The organism is Bradyrhizobium sp. R2.2-H (assembly GCF_004346455.1).
In the GTDB taxonomy this organism is placed as follows: domain Bacteria; phylum Pseudomonadota; class Alphaproteobacteria; order Rhizobiales; family Xanthobacteraceae; genus Bradyrhizobium; species Bradyrhizobium diversitatis.
Genome location: NZ_SMBR01000002.1, coordinates 153,878 through 171,051, shown reverse-complemented (window position 1 = coordinate 171,051; position 17,174 = coordinate 153,878). Strand labels below are relative to the sequence as shown.

Genomic DNA, 17,174 nt, shown 5'->3' with positions numbered 1-17,174 from the left:
CGACGTGCTATGCCGGCTTCACCCGAACCGGCAAGGAAGCGAGGCCACGCAGCACGTTGTTGAGCGCCAGCACGGGTTCGCCGATCTCGAAACCGGCAACACGTTCCACCAGAACCTCGAGCAGTGCCGTCATCTCCAGCCGGGCCAGATGAAGGCCTGCGCACATGTGCGTTCCATTGCCGAACCCGAGATGATCGTTGGCGCGACGTTTCACGTCGAAGCGTTCCGGATCCTGCCATTTTCGCTCGTCGCGATTGGCTGATGCGTACAGCAGCAGCAGGCGGCTCTCGCGCGGAATGGTCAGGCCGCCGATCGTCGCATCGGCCGCAAGATGGCGCGTGAATCCGCGCACCGGCGATTCCAGCCGCAGCGCCTCGTTGATCGCGTTCGGGATCAGGGGCGGATCGTTGCGGACCAGACCCCATTGCGCGGGATGCCGGCCGAAGAGCAAGACGAGGTTGGCGGTTGCGAAGATGGTCGTATCAAGGCTCGGGCCGAGGTAGTCCCGCATCAGCACCGGACAGCGCTCCGGCTCGACCTCGCCGCGGTCCGCAGCAGCGAAGATCCGGTCGCCCCAGCTGCCGGGCCGCAGACGGCTCCTGATCTCGTCGCCCCCGAGATAGGCGCGCATCTCCTGAACATCCCTCAGCGCCGTACAAGCCCGTGCATTCATGCTGCCGAGCACGTTGAAGGTCGCGGCAGCCCAGCGCAGCATGCTGCTGCGGCCATGATCCTCCAGGCCCACCAGCTTGGAGACGATCGTCAGCGGCAGGTGCTGAGCCAGGTCCGATACCGCATCGAACTGGCCGCGGTCGACCAGTTCGTCGACGAGCCGGCGGGCCTCCGTCCTGATCTCAGGTGCAATCTCCTCAAGTGCCCGCGGCAGCAGCGGGGCCGCTATGATCGCACGAAGCCGATCATGCAAGGGCGCATCGCTCGCCAGCGTCGTGCCTCGCGAGATGGTGTTGACGTGGTCGTTGGCGGCAACCCCCTGTGCCGACGAGAACACGGCCGGGTTTCGCAGCGCGGCGCGGACGTCCTCGAAGCGAGCCACCGCATGAAGCCCGTTTCGCGGCAACCAGACCACGGCGCCCAGCTCGCGAAGGGCTTTGTAGTGCGGGTACGGGTCGCGCAGGACCTCGTCGCTGTAGAGATCGACGTCGTAGATGGGTTGTCCGGGAACTGCCGGCATCCTCTATTCTCCCTCCTGTCCCGAAGTCCCCCTCAGGGGACGGCCACCCATTCGCCCTTCTCGAGCCGGCCAAGCGTCAGCGCACTCTGGTCGAGGCCGGTATGGTCGTTGGGTCCGTAGTTGTAGACACCGCGGGAGCCAGCCAGGCCTTTGAGGCCTTCGATCGCGCTGCGGAGGCCTTCGCGGAATTCGGCGGTCCCGGGCGCGCCGGACTTGAGCGCGGCGGGTGCGGCGCGCTCGATCAGCAGCAGGGCATCATAGGCGGATCCCGCAAAGATGTTGCGGCTTCCCGGACCGAACTTGGCTTCGTAGCGCCGAATGAACTCCAGCGCGGCCTGCTTGGCGGGATGGTGATCGGGCAATGAGGCGGCGCCGACTGCCGGGCTCAGCGGCACGAAGATGCCGTCACCTTGAGTGCCCGTCAGCTTCCGGAAATCTCCGAAGGTGGCGCCGAGCGTGCCGTACACCTTGCCTGCAAATCCCTTTTCGCGAAGCTGAAGCAACGGCAGCGCCGCAGGGGCGCCCGAGGCTGCAATGAGGACGGCGTCGGGCTCGGCGGCAACGATCTTGAGAATCTGTCCGACGACGGTGTTGTCGGTCCGTGCATATTTCTCGTCGGCGACGAGCGCGATCCCCGCGGCCGCGCACATCTCCGCACTGACCTTGCTCCAGGCATCACCGTAGGAGTCGCCGAAACCGATCAGGGCGAGCTTCTTGACGCCGCTCTTCTTCATGTGCGCGAACAACGGCGCCGCTTCGTGATCGTCGTTGGTGGTCGTCTTGAAGATCCAGCGCTTCCTCGCATCGACCGGCGACACCAGAGCATTGACGGGGGCAAGCGTGATGACCGGAAGCCGGTATTCGACAGCGGGATCGATGACCGCGAAAGATCCGGGCGTCGTGGTTGGACCGACGAGGATATCGATGTTGCTGCCCTGGAACAGCTTTCGCATCGCCGCGACGGCCGCGGTGCTGTCCGAGGCTTCGTCGAGGAACAGATAGTTGACCTTGTGGCCCGCAATTTCGGTTGCGCCAAAGCTGGCCCCATTGCGCTCGGCACTTCCGATCGCCGCGGCCGGACCGGTCGTGGACAGCAGGATTCCGACATTGATGTCCGCGGCCGAAGCCGACGCCACGACCAGTTGGATGGCAAGGCACGCCACTCCCGCGCATTTCAGCATCGTCGTTTCCTCCGCGGCTGCCCGGATCGACAACCTGCACTTTTTTTCCTGATCCTAAGTAGCCAGGGCAGACCGGACGGAAGTAGCGCCATTGCGGAAATGTCCGGCTGGCGGACAAGACCGGCTTTGGAGCAGGTCGTCCGCTGGGCGGACACTTGGCGCGCCGGCGTTGAAGGGTCGGCACCGCTTCGGGAAGAGATGGCCCATGCAAGATAAATCCACCGCTGAAGACTTCGACGTCGTGATCGTCGGCCGCGGGCCGGTCGGCGCTACGCTCGCCAACCTGCTCGGCCTGTGCGGCGTACGGACGCTGGTATTGGAGCGCGAGGCGCGGGCCTATCATTTGCCGCGAGCGGTGCATTTCGACGACGAATGCATGCGCGTGTTCCAGACCATCGGGCTTGCCGACACGATCCTGCCGCATGTCATCCTCAGCCCCGGCATGCTCTTTCTCGATGCCGCCGGTCGCATGCTGCTGGATTGGTCCCGTCCACAGACGCTGACGCCGATGGGCTGGCATCTCAGCTACCGCTTCCACCAGCCGGATCTGGAGGACGTGTTGATCGGCGGGCTCGCCCGCTGGCCACACGTCACCCTGCGCAACCGCTGCGACGTGTTCGCGCTGGAGCAGGACGAGACTGGCGTGCGCGTCCGCTACGAAGACCTCTCCAACGGAAAGCTCACCGAAGTCCGCACCGGCTATGTGATCGGCTGCGACGGTGCCCGCTCGCTGGTACGCCGCTTCATCGGCTCAGGCATGGAGGATCTCGGCTTCCACGAGCGCTGGTTGGTGATCGACGTCCTGCTCAAGCGCGAGCGCGACGATCTCGGCGACTACAGCCTTCAGCATTGCGACCCGCGCCGTCCGGCGACCTACGTGCGCGGCACCGGCACGCGGCGGCGCTGGGAGATCACGGTCCTCCCCGACGAGGATTCCCAGGAGGTCGCGCAGCCCGCAAAGGTGTGGGAGCTGTTGTCGCGCTGGATCACTCCCGACGATGCCGAGATCGAGCGCGCCGCGGTCTACACGTTTCATTCCGTCATCGCTCAGCAATGGCGGAGCGATCGACTGCTGCTCGCGGGCGATTCCGCGCACCAGACGCCGCCCTTCCTCGGCCAGGGCATGTGCGCCGGCATCCGCGATGCCGCCAACCTCGCCTGGAAGCTTGCCGCGGTCATTCGCGACGGCGCCCCGCCCCACCTGCTCGACACCTATCAGAGCGAGCGCCAGCCGCATGTGCGCGAATTCATCGAGCTCGCCATTCGCCTCGGCGGCATCATCAACACCAAGGCGATCGAGGCCGGCCTTGCCGCCGGCGAGGTGCGCGAAAATGCGCCGGTCAAGCTGGAAGTGAAAAAGCCCCTGCTCGGCCCCGGGCTCGCGCTTGGCGATCTGCCTCTCGCCGGGCATCTCGCGCCGCAGTTCGCGCTGCGAGACGGCAGCCGCAGCGACGACCGGATCGGCTACGGCCATGTCCTGCTCGTCGATAGCTCGGCCACTCCCCCTTCGCGTCCCGCTCATTCACTGCCGGGGATCGAGATCCTGACCAGCAATGATGCCGAGGCCGTCCGCCCTTGGCTGCGCGAGCACGGCATCATCGCCGCACTCGTTCGCCCCGACCGCTACATCCGCGGCACCGCCCGTAACGAGACCGACCTCGACCGGCTCATGGCCGCCATCACGCCTCCAACCCACGTGCCGTCCGCGGCCTGAACGAACATCCCAAGGATACCCCATGAAGCTGCTCTCTTTCATCGCCAACGGCCGCACCTCGTTCGGAGTCGTCAAGGACAATGGCGTCGTCGATCTGGGCTCGCGCATGACGGGCTGCACAACGCTACGACAGTTGCTTGAGGCTGGCCGCGTCGCCGAAGCGGCCAAGCTCGCAGCCTCCACTGCCCCCGACCATCCGCTCGACAGCATCACCTTCGCACCCGTGATCCCCGATCCCGGCAAGATCGTCTGCGTCGGTCTCAACTATCGCGACCACGTGGCCGAGACCGGCCGCACCGTCACGGAGAAGCCGGCTCTGTTCGTTCGCTTCCCATGCAGCCAGGTCGGCCATCTCCAGTCCATCGTGAAACCGAAGGTCAGCGACGATTTCGACTATGAAGGCGAGCTTGCGCTCGTCATCGGCAAGGAGGGCCGTCACATTCCCGCCGGCCGCGCGCTCGACCACGTCGCCGGCTATTCCTGCTACAACGAAGGCAGCATCCGCGACTGGCAGCGCCACACCAGTCAATTCCTCGCCGGCAAGACCTTTGCCGAGAGCGGCAGTTTCGGTCCGTGGCTGGTGACGACGGACGAGATTCCCGATCCGTCAAAGCTCACCTTGCAGACCCGGCTGAACGGCAACGTCGTGCAGGACACCACGACGGATCTCCTGATCACCGCCATCCCCGAGCTGATCGCCTACATTTCCACCATCTGCCCGCTCGTGCCCGGCGACGTCATCGTCACGGGTACGCCGGGCGGTGTCGGCGCCAAGCGCACGCCGCCGCTGTGGATGCGCCCCGGCGACACCGTCGAGGTCGAGATTTCCGGCATCGGCACCTTGCGCAACACGGTGATCGCCGAACCGGCCTGACCGTCAAGACCGATCAATCAACGATAAACTCAGGAAACGCCATGGGCACGACCCGGACCACCTCCGCCGCCACCCTGCTGATGACACTCGTGCTCGCGGGCTCCGCTGCGCGCGCCGAAATCAAGGGCGACGCCATCCGCATCGGCGTGCTCACCGACATGAACGGCGTATTCGCGACCGCCATGGGCCCGGGCTCGGTCGAGGCGGCGCGGATGGCGGCGGAGGAGTTCGGCGGCAAGATCAACGGCAAGCCAATCGAGATCCTGCAGGCCGATCACCAGAACAAGCCGGACCTCGCGGCATCGCTCGCGCGAAAATGGTTCAGCGACGGGGTGCAGGCAATCGCCGACGGCGGCAGCTCCGGCGCGGCGTTGGCGGTGCAAGAGCTGGTGCGCGGCAACGGCAAGATGTTCCTCATCTCCGGCGCCGGCGCAAACCAGCTCACCGACGAGGCCTGCGCGCCGACCAGCGTGCAATGGACCCAGGACGCCTATTCCACGGCAACCGCCGTGGTCTCCGGTGTCATGCAGACCAGCAAGGAGCCGTGGTTCTTCATCACTGGCGACTACGCGTTCGGCCATTCGATCGAGGCGACCGCGCGCGAGCGCATCGCCGCGCTCGGCGGCAAGGTCGCCGGCAGCGTGAAGGCCCAGCTCGGCACGCCCGACTACAGTTCGTTCCTGCTCCAGGCGCAGTCGTCCGGCGCCAGGATCCTCGCCATCAACGTCGCCGGCGACAACGCCACCGCGATCAAGCAGGCCGAGGAATTCGGGCTCGCTGATCAGGGCATGAAGATCGTGCCGATGTCGTTCCAGAATGTCGACATCGAGTCCGTGGGCTTGAAGGCGACGCGCGGTGATCTCATCGTCACCTCGTTCTTCGAGGACGTCTCGCCCGCCGCCCGAAAATTCTCGGATGCATTCTATGGGCGGCGCAAGGCGATGCCGTCGCAGATCCAGGCCGGCGTCTACTCCGCCGTACGCCACTATCTGCAAGCGATCAAGGACACCGATTCCGACGACAGCACGGCCGTGATGGCGAAGATGAAGGCAACCCCGGTGTCGGATGCCTACACGCCCAACGGCCGCATTCGCGAGGACCAGCGCATGGTGCACGATCTCTATCTGGTTCAGGTCAAGACGCCGGAAGAATCGAAAGGCCCGTGGGATTTCGTCAAGCTGGTCGCGACGATTCCGCCCGACCAGGCCTTTCGTCCGCTCGACCGCAGCAAATGCGGCCTGGTCGGCAAGTAATCGCTAAAGCGCGATGCGATTAGGATGAATCGCCATCGCGCTTTAGGTTATTGTTCGAGCATGATCTTTTCGGAAGACCGCTGCACACTTTTCCGGATCATGCTCTAGGCCAGATAGCGCGTGATGTAGCCTTCCATGGCGTAGAGCGCACAGAGCGCGAGGCTCGACCATACCGCGGCGCTGAAATACAGGAACATCCAGGTCAGCTCGCCCTTCCAATGCGCGATGTCGTGGGTCACGACCCAGCGCGTCGAGACGTCATGCAGGCCTTCGAGAAAGCCGAGGAACCTGTTGCCCTCGGCGTGCCCTGCCCGCCAGCGGCTGAGATACATCGGCACGTCGACGGTGACGAGGAAGGCGAGGAAGCAGGCGATTCCGACGACGCCTGACATCAGCGCCCAGCGTACCACGCCCTGGAATTCCGGCATCAGGCGGCACAGCGCGATGCCGGCGAGGAAGAAGGTCACTGCCCACAGCGAGTTCTCGATCGCGTTGTAGAGATAGTTGGTGGTCACCACCGCGTACCAGGAGAAGCACTCGGCGATGATGATCACCGGGACGATCGCCCAGGCGATGTTCACCGCCGTCTCGGCGCCGGTCATGGTCCCGAGCTGATGCAGGATGATGGCCCATTGCGCCGCGAAGCAGACCTCGGCGACGGTCGCGACCGAGCGTCCCACGAAGACGCTCGATAGCCAGGTGTCGAACAGGCAGATGCGCTGCACGTCGGCGCGCGGCAGCACCGAGCGGAAAGCACAGCCGAACACATAGCCGGCGCACAGCAGGAACATCAGCCCGATATCCGAGCCGCCACTGATGCTGCCCGCCACCGTTGGATAAAACTCGCGATAGAGCATGAACCAGACGAGAATATTGGCGCTGCTCACAAGCGTAAGGGATCCCCACCACCACGCGAGGGGATTTGACCGCGCCTGCCACTGCAACATGAGCCGCTCCGCAAAATTATCGAACTGACATGACGTCGTAATAATCCTGTCACAGGACGGCATGCAATCGCGACAAAAATCTGTCTGCTCGGCCGTTTGAGAGCGGCCTCTCAAGGAAGTGTCCCAAGCAGGTTCGCGTCCACATATCGGACAATTTCTACGCAGTTGGCAAATCTATTGGACATCTGAGCTGCGCCTGTCTGATAATTAGGAATGGCCCCGACGAGCTCATCCAAGCCACGACATCCGCCCTCCTCCGCCGCAGCAGTGCTGGCGGACAGCGCCGACGACGCCGCTTTCGCCACGACGCTGGCAAAAGGGCTCGTCGTGCTGGAGGCGTTCAAGGCCGGGAGCACGCTGCTCGGCAACATGGAGCTGTCGACATTGACGGGCATCCCGCGGCCGACGGTGGCGAGGCTGACCCATACGCTGGCCGAGCTCGGCTACCTCCGTTACGACGCCGAGCGCTCGAAGTACCGCGTCGGTGCGCGGGCGCTGCGGATGGCGCATCCCCTGCTCGCCGGAATGCAATTCCGCCAGGTGGCGCGGCCGATGATGCAGGAGCTGGCGCACAGCGTCCGCGGCACGGTCTCGATCGGCCTGCTCGACGCCACCTCGATGATCTATGTGGAGACCGCGCGCTCCGGCGACGTCGGCCCGCACGTGCCCGACATCGGCATGCCGATTCCCGTCGTGATGACCGCCATGGGCCGCGCCGCGGCGTCGACCTTGCCGCCAGCCGATGCAGACCGGCTGGAACGGAATATCGCCGCCGAAGACGCCGGGCTGTGGTCGACGTTCCGGGACAAATACCGCGCCGGGATCGCGCAATGCAAAAACCGCGGCTTCTGCACCTGCTGGGGCGAGTACATGGCCTCGATCCATGCCGTCGCCGCGCCGCTGTTTCATGCGAGCGAATCGAAGCAGTCGTTCTCGATCAATTGCGGCATCCCCGCCTTCCGGCTCCAGCCGGGTCAGCTCGAGGGCGAGATCGGTCCGCGCATCGCGGCGCTCGCCGACAGCATCCGCGCCATCGTCGGGCAGGCCGAACTCACGATGCCGCCGCGCAAAACCAAGAAGATCACAAGCGGCGGGACATGACATGGCTGGGCCGCTCGAAGGATTGAAGGTTCTCGACATCGCGACGATCATCGCCGCGCCGTTCGCCGCAACGCTGCTCGCCGACTACGGCGCGGACGTGCTCAAGATCGAGATGCCCGGGCATGGCGACGGCGTGCGGTCATTTCCGCCGTTCAAGGACGGCAAGCCGCTGTGGTGGAAGGCCGCCAACCGCAACAAGAAGTTCGCGACGCTCGATCTGCGCACTCCGGAAGGACTCGCGCTGTTCAAGCAGCTGCTTCCGCGCTTCGACGTGCTGATCGAGAATTTTCGTCCGGGAACGCTGGATCGCTGGGGCCTTCCCAAGGAGGTGCTGTGGTCGATCCAGCCGCGCCTCGTGATTCTGCGCGCCACCGCCTTCGGGCAGGACGGCCCCTATCGCGAACGCCCCGGCTTCGCCCGCATCTTCGAGGCCATGGGCGGCCTCACCTACATCACCGGCGAGCGCGAGGGCGAGCCGACCCATCCCGGCTACCCGATCGGGGATTCGATCGGCGGCCTGTTCGGCGCCGTCGGCGTGCTCGCGGCGCTGTGGAAGCGGGCGCGCGATCCGCATGCGCCGGGCGAGGAGATCGATCTCGCGCTGACCGAAGCGGTGTTTCGCCTGCTCGACGTCCTCGCCATCGAGCACGACCAGCTCGGCGCCGTTCGAGAGCGGATCGGCAACGCCAACGGCTATTCGGCGCCGGCCGCCGTGTTTCGCACCGGCGACGACCACTGGGTGACGCTCGCAGGTTCGACCAACGCGCTTTTCGCCGCGAATTGCCGGGCGATCGGCCGTCCCGACCTCGTCGACGATCCGCGCTTTGCCACCAACGGCCAGCGCGTCAAGCACGCCGCCGAGCTCAACGACATCTTCGCGGCCTGGTGCGCCGCGCATCCCCTCGACGAGGTCCTCGCCAGATTCAATGCCGCGCAGGGAACCCTCGCCCCGATCTATTCGATCGATCAGATCGCCGCCGACCCGCAAGTGCAGGCGCGCGAGGTGATCACCCGCGTTGCCGACCGGGATTTCGGCACCGTCGCCATGACCAATGCCGTTCCTCGCTTCACCGTCGATCCCGCGCGGTTGCGCCACGCCGCGGGCGACGTCGGCCAGGACAATGACGAGGTGTTCCGGGACTGGCTCGGCCTGTCGGACCACGAGATCGAACGGCTCACCCAACGAAAGGTGATCTGACGTCGCAAGAAGACCAACAACACAAGAACACCAACAACAAGAGGGAGGACGACAACGGTGGCATCATTCAAGGTCACACGCCGAACCCTGCTCGGCACGATCGCAGGCGGCCTCGCAGCGGGATCAGGCTTGACGGCGCATGCGGAGGACGCCTGGCCCTCGCGCATGGTGCGGCTGATCTCGCCCTACGGGCCCGGCGGCTCGAACGACATCTCGCTGCGCCTGCTGGCCGAGGAGTTCGGCCGCAGCCTGCGTCAGCAGTTCATCGTCGAGAACAAGCCGGGTGCCGGCACGCGCATCGCCAACGATATGGTCGCCCATGCGCCGGGCGACGGCTACACGATCCTGTACGTCGCGGCGCCCTACGCGACCGCCGAGGCGCTGTTCGGCAAGCTGACCTATGACCGCAAGGATCTGCAGCCGGTCGCGATGGCCGTGATCGCGCCGTTGTTCCTCATCATCAGTGCCGACGCGCCGTTCAAGACGCTGCCCGAGTTGATCGCCTACGGCAAATCGAAACCGGATGGGCTGACCTTCGCCTCTCCCGGCGCGGGCTCCCAGCCGCACCTTGCCGGAGAGCTCCTGTTCCGCGATGCCGGCGTCAAGGGGTTGAACATCCCGTTCCGCGGCGATGCGGCCTCCTACACCGAGCTGCTCGCCGGCCGTGTCGATGCCACGCTGACGGCGCTGCCGACCGCCCTGCCCTACATCCAGAGCGGCAAGTTCACCGTGCTCGGCGTCGCGTCGCCCGAGCGCAGCGCGCTCTACCCGAAAGCGCCGACCCTGCGCGAGCAGGGCTTTCCCAACGTGGCCGCCGCCGGGTGGTACGGCTTCATGGTGCCGTCCACGACGCCGCGCCCGATCGTCGACAAGCTCCAGGCCGAGGTTCTGCGCACGCTCGCCGAACCCGCGATCAAGGACAAGCTGACCGCCCAGGGCCTCGAAGTGCGCGCCGGCACTGCGGCCGAGTTCGGCCGGTTCATCGACAACGAGACGCAGAAGTGGACCAGGCTGATCCGCGACGCCGGCCTCAAGGGCGAATAGCAAGCGGGAGGGACAAGCACATGACAAGCACTCTTCTCAAGCGCATCGCAGCTTCCGCGCTGCTTCTGGCGCTCTCGATCACGGCAGCGCAGGCGCAGAAGAAATACGACCCCGGCGCGTCGGATACCGCGATCAAGGTCGGCCAGACCGTGCCGCTCAGCGGCCCGGCCTCGGCCTACGCCGTGATCGGCAAGACCCAGGCCGCCTATATGAGGATGATCAACGACCAGGGCGGCGTCAACGGCCGCAAGATCGAGCTGATCCAGTATGACGACGCCTATTCGCCGCCGAAATCGGTGGAGCAGACCCGCAGGCTGGTCGAAAGCGACGAGGTGCTGCTGACGTTCCAGATCATCGGCACGGCGCCGAACGTCGCGGTCCAGAAATATCTCAACGCCAAGAAGATCCCGCAGCTCTTCGCCGCCACCGGCGCCGCCCGCTTCACCGACCCGAAGAACTTCCCGTGGACCATGGGCTTCAACCCATCCTACCTCGTCGAGGGCCGCATCTACGCGCAGTACCTGCTAAAGAACCACCCGAACGCGAAGATCGGCGTGCTCTACCAGAACGACGACCTCGGCAAGGACTATCTCGCCGGCCTCAAGGCCGGCCTCGGCGACAAGGCCGCGAAGATGGTCGTTGCCGAGACCTCCTACGAGATCACCGAGCCGACGATCGACTCGCAGATCCTGCGGCTGAGGGACGCGGGCGCCGACGTGCTGTTCAGCGCGACGACCCCGAAGCAGGCGGCCCAGGCGATCAAGAAGGTCGCCGAGATCGGCTGGAAGCCGCTGCACATCATCGACATCAACGCCTCCTCGGTCAGCGCCGTGCTGAAGCCCGCGGGGCTCGAAAACTCGAAGGGCGTCGTCAGCGTCGGTTACGTCAAGGACGCCGCCGATCCCGAATGGAAGGACGATGCCGGCATGAAGCGATACCTCGCCTTCATGGCCAAGTACTATCCTGACGGCGACAAGGATTCGAACCTGAACGTCTACGGCTACATCACCGCGCAGCTGCTGGTGCAGGTGCTGAAGCAGTGCGGCGACGATCTCACCCGCGACAACGTCATGCGACAGGCGGCCAACCTCAAGAACGTCGAACTCGACCTGACGCTCCCGGGGATCTCGGTCACGACCACGCCGACCGACTATCGGGTCAACAAGCAGTTCCAGATGGTGCAGTTCGACGGCCTGCGCTGGCAGAAGCTCGGCGACATCGTGACGGATGAGGCCAGGGAGTGAGACGGCGGGAGGCCGTTTGGCCGTGATCGTTCCTGCCGGTCAACGCACGCAAAGCGAAGGCACGAAAGAGCCACCGGCGGCCCTGGCGCGCCGGTGGTTCGATATCGGCGGGGATCTCCGAGCTACGCGGCGTGGCGCTGATGCGTCAGGTACTCCATCGTCACCTTCTCGACATTGGAGTCGATCCAGGCCGCCATGCGCTGCTCTTCCTGCAACGACGTCTCGAGCGGCGCCTTGGCCTCCGGCATGCCGGCGGCGGCGCAGAGCGCGAGCAGCGACTTGTAGGCGGCGATCTCGAAATTCTCGAACGCATTGTTCGCGAAGGTGTTCTTGAGAATCTCGTCGCCCGCAGCCGAATGCGCCATGGCCGTCATGTTGGCCATCACCGACTGCGCCGTGTCCTTCAGTGTCGACGTGCTCTCGCCACAGGCTTCCAGGCATTTCTCCAGCCGGCGCAATTGCTCGTTGGTCTCCTGAAGGTGAGCGGTGACCTTCGCCTTGACCTCGGGATAGTCGTCGAGCCGCTCTGACTGGCGCTCCATCAATTCTCGCGCCTGTACTTCCATCGCATGCGCATTGCGTAGTCCCACCACGAACGTATCGCGGGCTGCATTGGCCATCTTCCTGTCCTCCGTTTTGACTGGCTTCGTTCGCGCAAACCGGGAAGCACGGGCGATTGTTCCTAGGAGGACCGGGCTGATTGCCGCAGGAGACCCGACTTTCTCACGCGCGTTCCGGCCAAAGATCGCTTTGCCTTCTCATCGACGAGCATAGGAACGGTCGCCGCCGCGTACGATTGGTTCGCCGTAGACATCAAGGAGAAACAACATGCGTAAGACTGTTCTGACGATCTTCACAGCTGCGATGCTGGCCGGCGCTTCGGTCGGCGCAGCGTTCGCACAAGGCGCCGGCGGTGGCGGCGGTGCTGGCGGAGCCGGCGGCGGCGCAGGTGGTGCAGGCGCCGGTGCTGGCGCGGGTGCCGGTGGCGGCGCTGGAGCCGGAGCAGGCTCGGGCAGCGGCGGTGCGGGTAGCGCCGGCGGCGGCGGTGGCGTCACGCATGTCGAGCGTGGCGGACAAGGCGCTTCCAGCCCTCCGGGCATGCGCAATGAAACCACTCCACGATCCGACGGTACAACGCGGCGCTAAAGCGTGATCCGGAAAAGTGCGCAGCGGTTTTCCGAAAAGCTCATGCTTGAACAACAAGCCAAAGCGCGATGGCGATTCATGCTGATCGCAGCGCGCTTCAGGAGACCGGCGGCACAACTGCAGTGAAGCAGATGCAGGAGCCCCCCGGTCACCAACGCGCTCACGTGACCCTGCGCAGGGCAAGCCGTCGGCTGCGACGACGGCTTGCCCTGCAGACTGCCGCCTACCCTTGTCACCGGTTCATAGCGGCGACATACGCCGCGAGCTTGTCGAGCGTCTGGTAGCCGTATTCGACCGCGCCGAAGCCGATCATGCCATCGCGCTGCTCGGTGCTCGAGGCCAACTGGCGCATCATCAGCACGGTCTTGCCGTTGCTCTGTTCGGCAAAGGTGACAGTGAAGCGGAACATGCCGGGATCATCGTCCTGGTCGAGGCCGTGATCCATCTCCATCAGAGACGGCCGCTCGATGCGGCGGAACCGCATGCGGTTCGGGTAGACGGTGCCGTCGGGTCCGATCATGTTGAAGCGCCAGACGCCGCCCACCCGCACGTCGATCTCGAAAGTCTCGACCTTGAATCCCTTCGGCCCGAACCATTGCGGCAGATGCTTCGGGTTGGACCATGCCTCGAACACCAGATCGCGCGGCGCGTCGATCACGCGCGACATCACGATCTCGCGGTCGAGCGACCATTGCGACAGGGCGGGATTGGCAGAATTGGTCATCACTCGGAACCTTTCCGTTTGGTTGTTCGGGACGGCCGCCTGGCGCCCGCCCTCTCCTTCTTGAGCTTCATCACGTAGGCCTCGAACCGGTCGAGCCGCGCCTCCCACACCGCGCGCTGCTGCTGGAACCAATCCTCCGCGCCGAGAAGCGCATCCGGACTGAGACGGCAGGTGCGCACGCGGCCGGTCTTCTCCGACAGAACGAGCCCGCTCGTCTCCAGCACATGGATGTGTTTCATGAAGCTCGGCAGTGCCATGTCGAAGGGGTCGGCAAGCTCGCCGACCGACGCCTCGCCCGCGCAGAGCCGCATCACGATCGCCCGCCGCGTGGGATCGGCGAGCGCTGCGAAAACATGGTCGAGGCGGGACGATTGGTTAGCCATGAAGCTAACTATAGCGCCGCGGCCCTGCACCGTCAATAATTGTTAGCTCACAAGCTAAGTAATCTGGCGGCGCAGTCGCCGCCTCACACCGAGCGCGTCAGGCCGCCGTCGACGCGGATGTTCTGGCCGGTGATGTAGGCCGCCCCGTCGGAGGCCAGGAACGAAATCGTTGCCGCGATCTCTTCGACCTTGCCGTAGCGCTTCAGCGGCACGCTGTCGCGTCGCGCGTCCTGCTGCGGCAGGCTGTCGATCCAGCCCGGCAGGACGTTATTCATGCGAATGTTGTCCGCCGCATGGGTGTCGGTGAAGATCTTGGTGAAGGCGGCAAGGCCGGCGCGGAACACCGCCGAGGTCGGGAACATCGCGCTCGGCTCGAACGCCCAGGCCGTCGAGATGTTGATGATGGCGCCGCCCTTCTGCGCCTGCATCACCGGCGTCACCAGCCGCGTCGGACGGATCACGTTCAGCAGATAGGTGTCGAGGCCGGCGTGCCACTGCTCGTCGGTGATCTCGGTGATGGGCGCACGCGGCCCGTGCCCGGCGCTGTTGACGAGCACGTCGATCCGCCCCCATTTTGCCATCGCGGCGTCGACGAGGCGCTTCAGATCGTCGTTCGACTGGTTCGAGCCTGTGACGCCGCAACCGCCGAGCTCGGCCGCCAGCGCCTCGCCCTTGCCGGAGGACGACAGGATCGCGACGCGAAACCCGTCCGCTGCCAGCCGGCGCGCAGCCCCTGCCCCCATGCCGCTGCCGCCGGCGGTAACGAGCGCAACCTTCTCTGCTGCCATGACCGATCATCCCTTCAGTTGAGGTGAGCCGCAGGCTCGGCCTATCATGGGGCCTTGTACAGCCAGACCTCGCGGCAGGTCCATGGTCGAAGGCATCCATCATGAGCGACTCGAGATGAGTGATCTGCAGATCCGCAATCTGCGCCCCGACGAAATCGCCCTCGCCGTCGACTGGGCCGCGGCCGAGGGATGGAATCCGGGCCTGGCCGATGCCGCCTGCTTCGCCGTACCCGATGCGCAAGGCTTCTTCGTCGGCGAGATCGACGGTGAGCCGGTCGCGACCGTCTCCTGCGTCAACTATGATGACCGCTTCGCCTTCCTCGGCTTCTACATCGTGCGCCAGCGCTTTCGCGGCGCCGGCCATGGCCTGCGCATCTGGAACGCAGCGATCGCGCATGCGGACGGGCGCGTGATCGGGCTCGACGGCGTCGTGGCGCAGCAGGACAATTACATGAGGTCCGGCTTCCAGCTCGCTTACGCCAATATCCGCTATGGCGGCGTCGTGCCGGCGCCACCGAGTTCACCTGCCGGCGTCGTCACCCTCGACAAGATCCCATTTGCAATCGTTGAAGCTGATGATGCCACCGTGTTCCCTGCCGCGCGCAGCGCCTTCCTGCGCGCCTGGATCGACACACCAGGTCACGTTGGCCGCGCATTGTTGCGCGAGGGCAAGCTCGCGGCATGGGGCGTGATCCGTCCGTGCCGGACGGGCCACAAGATCGGCCCGCTCGTCGCCGACGATCGCGCGGCGGCGGAAACCGTCATGCAGGCATTGCTGGTAAGCACGCGCGGCGGCAACATTTTCCTCGACGTTCCCGCCGTCAACCGCGAAGCGATTGCGCTCGCGGAGTCGCTCGGCCTGATGCCGGTGTTCGAGACGGCGCGGATGTACACCGGGTCGATCCCGCCGCTGCGCATCGACCGCGTCTTCGGCGTCACCAGCTTCGAGCTGGGTTAGCTCAGTAGCAGCGCATGATGTTGACGGTGTGCTCGCTCCCGCCGCGGCCGGGCACTGTCACCTGCTCCGTCGGGCAGCTCGGCACATAGGGCCGGTTGGATGGCACGACGTTCGGCGGATAGCGATGCGTCCAGTCCCAGGGAACATCATAGGTGTAGGTATAACGCACGTCGCTGGAGAGTGGCTGGGCGGCATCAACAAAGGGTGGGCTGTAGCCAGCGCCATCATACAAGAAGCCGCCGCCGCCCGGCCAATAGACCCACGGAGCGCTGCGGCGATGGAACCGGGCGCCCGGCGCGATCGGCGGACGTGCTCCAACCGGCGGCGCGGTGGCAACGACGCCGGGCGCCGCGGCGACAGCGGGTCCGGCAGAGCCGTCACTTGCAGTCAGGAGCAGCGCGGCTGCGCTGAGCGAGGCGAACAATGCCCCATGTGATCTGGCAATCATGATACGCACCACACTCGTTTGGCTTCGCGATAGCGGCTCCCCGCAAGAGGCTAGGCCCGGCTGCCGCCCACCCGCAAACATATCTTTAACTATTGGTTAAGGCACGCGATTAGGGGGGAACATGGTGCGGCAGAACGCCCGGGATTCTCATCTCGTTTCAGCCACTTCGTTCCGCGGCGGGCGCATCATAACCAGTTGATCGGAGTTGACCGCTCCTGGCCCATGCGTCCGGAACGCTCCCGCATTGCAACCGTTGGCCCCCGACACAAGCAAGGAGCATCTCCAATGCAGAACAAGTCAAAACTCCTCTGCCTGGTCACGGCATCACTGGTCGCGGGCACCACGGCCGCCTCGGCGCAGGGCTACGACTGGAACGGCCGGTCCGTGGGCTGGGACCGCACGGCGCCAGCCTATGAACCAGTTCAGCCGCGCGCATACTATCCGGACGTGGCCGGGCCGTATAGCGTACTCAACGGCACCAACCATCCAACTCCGAGTTCGACGCAGGGTGATGTCGGCCCTGGCGGCAACAACAACGGCACGCTGACCGGCAGATATCGCTGGTAACATCGCCATCGCCTGATGCGAGGCCCACTGTCCGTAGCGGGCGGTGGGCCTTCCTGCGTCAGCGGCCCTGCCGCCCGCGCAGCCGACCGCACCGGATCGCGTCTCCTGGCACAATCCCTTGCGTTGCCCGTCGGGCAAAACACCCAAACCGTCGGTCAAGACGCCCCGCCGAAAATATTCGGCTTTACCAAAATTCGGAAACGGCGTATGTGTCGCCGCAACCCGGCCCATGGAAGAAGGGGCGTATCGCGATCGTCACGAACGCGGACCGGGCGGCGGTGGACGCAGATGGCGTTGGCGCGAACGGGCTTGCAGGGCGGGCAACCGTGAGCAAGGTCGTCGCGCATACGACCGGTGCCATCAGCGTACGGCAAAATCGTGTGGTCCTGGCGCCCGGGGTCTGTGCGCCAAG

Annotated in this window: 18 protein-coding genes; 10 read left to right on the top strand and 8 right to left on the bottom strand. The window is 65.4% G+C overall.

From position 1 onward, the window contains the following. Window positions 1-7: 7 nt before the first annotated feature. Window positions 8-1,192 (bottom strand): cytochrome P450, encoded by a 1,185-nt coding sequence (locus EDE08_RS04960; RefSeq protein ID WP_131867739.1) that lies wholly within the window; start codon window positions 1,190-1,192, stop codon window positions 8-10. 32 nt (window positions 1,193-1,224) lie between these two features. Then, a complete protein-coding gene (locus tag EDE08_RS04955) occupies window positions 1,225-2,373 on the bottom strand; it encodes an ABC transporter substrate-binding protein (protein ID WP_131867737.1) in 1,149 nt (382 codons plus the stop codon). Between the two features lie 205 nt (window positions 2,374-2,578). Here EDE08_RS04955 and mhpA point away from each other — a divergent pair, with 205 nt between their 5' ends. The 3 genes from mhpA to EDE08_RS04940 are packed head-to-tail and all read left to right on the top strand — an operon-like array spanning window position 2,579 to window position 6,214. After that, a complete protein-coding gene (gene mhpA / locus EDE08_RS04950) occupies window positions 2,579-4,087 on the top strand; it encodes a bifunctional 3-(3-hydroxy-phenyl)propionate/3-hydroxycinnamic acid hydroxylase MhpA (RefSeq protein ID WP_131867735.1) in 1,509 nt (502 codons plus the stop codon). A gap of 22 nt (window positions 4,088-4,109) precedes the next feature. Beyond that, window positions 4,110-4,961 (top strand): fumarylacetoacetate hydrolase family protein, encoded by an 852-nt coding sequence (locus EDE08_RS04945; protein WP_131867733.1) that lies wholly within the window; start codon window positions 4,110-4,112, stop codon window positions 4,959-4,961. 41 nt (window positions 4,962-5,002) lie between these two features. After that, entirely contained in the window at window positions 5,003-6,214 is a 1,212-nt protein-coding gene (locus EDE08_RS04940) for an ABC transporter substrate-binding protein (protein ID WP_131867731.1), read from the top strand. A 104-nt stretch (window positions 6,215-6,318) separates the two neighbouring features. Here EDE08_RS04940 and EDE08_RS04935 read toward each other — a convergent pair whose 3' ends face one another. Next, a complete protein-coding gene (locus EDE08_RS04935) occupies window positions 6,319-7,161 on the bottom strand; it encodes a hypothetical protein (RefSeq protein WP_131867729.1) in 843 nt (280 codons plus the stop codon). Between the two features lie 213 nt (window positions 7,162-7,374). Between EDE08_RS04935 and EDE08_RS04930 the strand changes: the two genes are divergently transcribed. Genes EDE08_RS04930 through EDE08_RS04915 form a run of 4 tightly spaced genes read left to right on the top strand, consistent with a single transcriptional unit; the run spans window position 7,375 to window position 11,748 of the window. After that, a complete protein-coding gene (locus tag EDE08_RS04930; RefSeq protein WP_131867727.1) occupies window positions 7,375-8,262 on the top strand; it encodes an IclR family transcriptional regulator in 888 nt (295 codons plus the stop codon). A 1-nt stretch (window position 8,263) separates the two neighbouring features. After that, window positions 8,264-9,460 carry a CaiB/BaiF CoA transferase family protein gene (locus tag EDE08_RS04925; RefSeq protein WP_131867725.1) on the top strand — a complete coding sequence of 399 codons (1,197 nt, stop codon included), beginning with the start codon at window positions 8,264-8,266 and terminating at the stop codon, window positions 9,458-9,460. Between the two features lie 57 nt (window positions 9,461-9,517). Next, window positions 9,518-10,504, top strand: coding sequence for a Bug family tripartite tricarboxylate transporter substrate binding protein (locus tag EDE08_RS04920; protein WP_131867723.1), 987 nt, complete (start codon window positions 9,518-9,520; stop codon window positions 10,502-10,504). A 20-nt stretch (window positions 10,505-10,524) separates the two neighbouring features. Next, entirely contained in the window at window positions 10,525-11,748 is a 1,224-nt protein-coding gene (locus EDE08_RS04915) for an ABC transporter substrate-binding protein (RefSeq protein WP_131867721.1), read from the top strand. Window positions 11,749-11,870: 122 nt separating this feature from the next. On the opposite strand, the gene EDE08_RS04910 is transcribed toward EDE08_RS04915, so the two are convergent. After that, window positions 11,871-12,368, bottom strand: coding sequence for a ferritin-like domain-containing protein (locus EDE08_RS04910; RefSeq protein WP_131867719.1), 498 nt, complete (start codon window positions 12,366-12,368; stop codon window positions 11,871-11,873). Window positions 12,369-12,576: 208 nt separating this feature from the next. Here EDE08_RS04910 and EDE08_RS38810 point away from each other — a divergent pair, with 208 nt between their 5' ends. Beyond that, entirely contained in the window at window positions 12,577-12,894 is a 318-nt protein-coding gene (locus tag EDE08_RS38810) for a hypothetical protein (RefSeq protein WP_197488748.1), read from the top strand. A 232-nt stretch (window positions 12,895-13,126) separates the two neighbouring features. Here EDE08_RS38810 and EDE08_RS04900 read toward each other — a convergent pair whose 3' ends face one another. The 3 genes from EDE08_RS04900 to EDE08_RS04890 form a co-directional block, all read right to left on the bottom strand. Beyond that, window positions 13,127-13,618, bottom strand: a complete 492-nt coding sequence (locus EDE08_RS04900) for an SRPBCC family protein (protein ID WP_165935763.1) — start codon at window positions 13,616-13,618, stop codon at window positions 13,127-13,129. Beyond that, window positions 13,618-14,001, bottom strand: coding sequence for an ArsR/SmtB family transcription factor (locus tag EDE08_RS04895; protein ID WP_131867713.1), 384 nt, complete (start codon window positions 13,999-14,001; stop codon window positions 13,618-13,620). Before EDE08_RS04895 ends, EDE08_RS04900 begins: the two co-directional genes overlap by 1 nt. Window positions 14,002-14,084: 83 nt before the next feature. Further along, a complete protein-coding gene (locus EDE08_RS04890) occupies window positions 14,085-14,789 on the bottom strand; it encodes an SDR family oxidoreductase (protein ID WP_131867711.1) in 705 nt (234 codons plus the stop codon). Between the two features lie 115 nt (window positions 14,790-14,904). On the opposite strand from EDE08_RS04890, the gene EDE08_RS04885 reads away from it, so the two are divergent. Further along, window positions 14,905-15,747: a GNAT family N-acetyltransferase gene (locus EDE08_RS04885; RefSeq protein ID WP_131867709.1), complete on the top strand. Its 843-nt coding sequence runs from the start codon at window positions 14,905-14,907 to the stop codon at window positions 15,745-15,747. 1 nt (window position 15,748) lies between these two features. Here EDE08_RS04885 and EDE08_RS04880 read toward each other — a convergent pair whose 3' ends face one another. Continuing rightward, window positions 15,749-16,195 carry a hypothetical protein gene (locus EDE08_RS04880; RefSeq protein ID WP_165935764.1) on the bottom strand — a complete coding sequence of 149 codons (447 nt, stop codon included), beginning with the start codon at window positions 16,193-16,195 and terminating at the stop codon, window positions 15,749-15,751. Between the two features lie 285 nt (window positions 16,196-16,480). On the opposite strand from EDE08_RS04880, the gene EDE08_RS04875 reads away from it, so the two are divergent. Continuing rightward, window positions 16,481-16,762 (top strand): hypothetical protein, encoded by a 282-nt coding sequence (locus tag EDE08_RS04875; protein ID WP_131867705.1) that lies wholly within the window; start codon window positions 16,481-16,483, stop codon window positions 16,760-16,762. Window positions 16,763-17,174 lie beyond the last annotated feature (412 nt).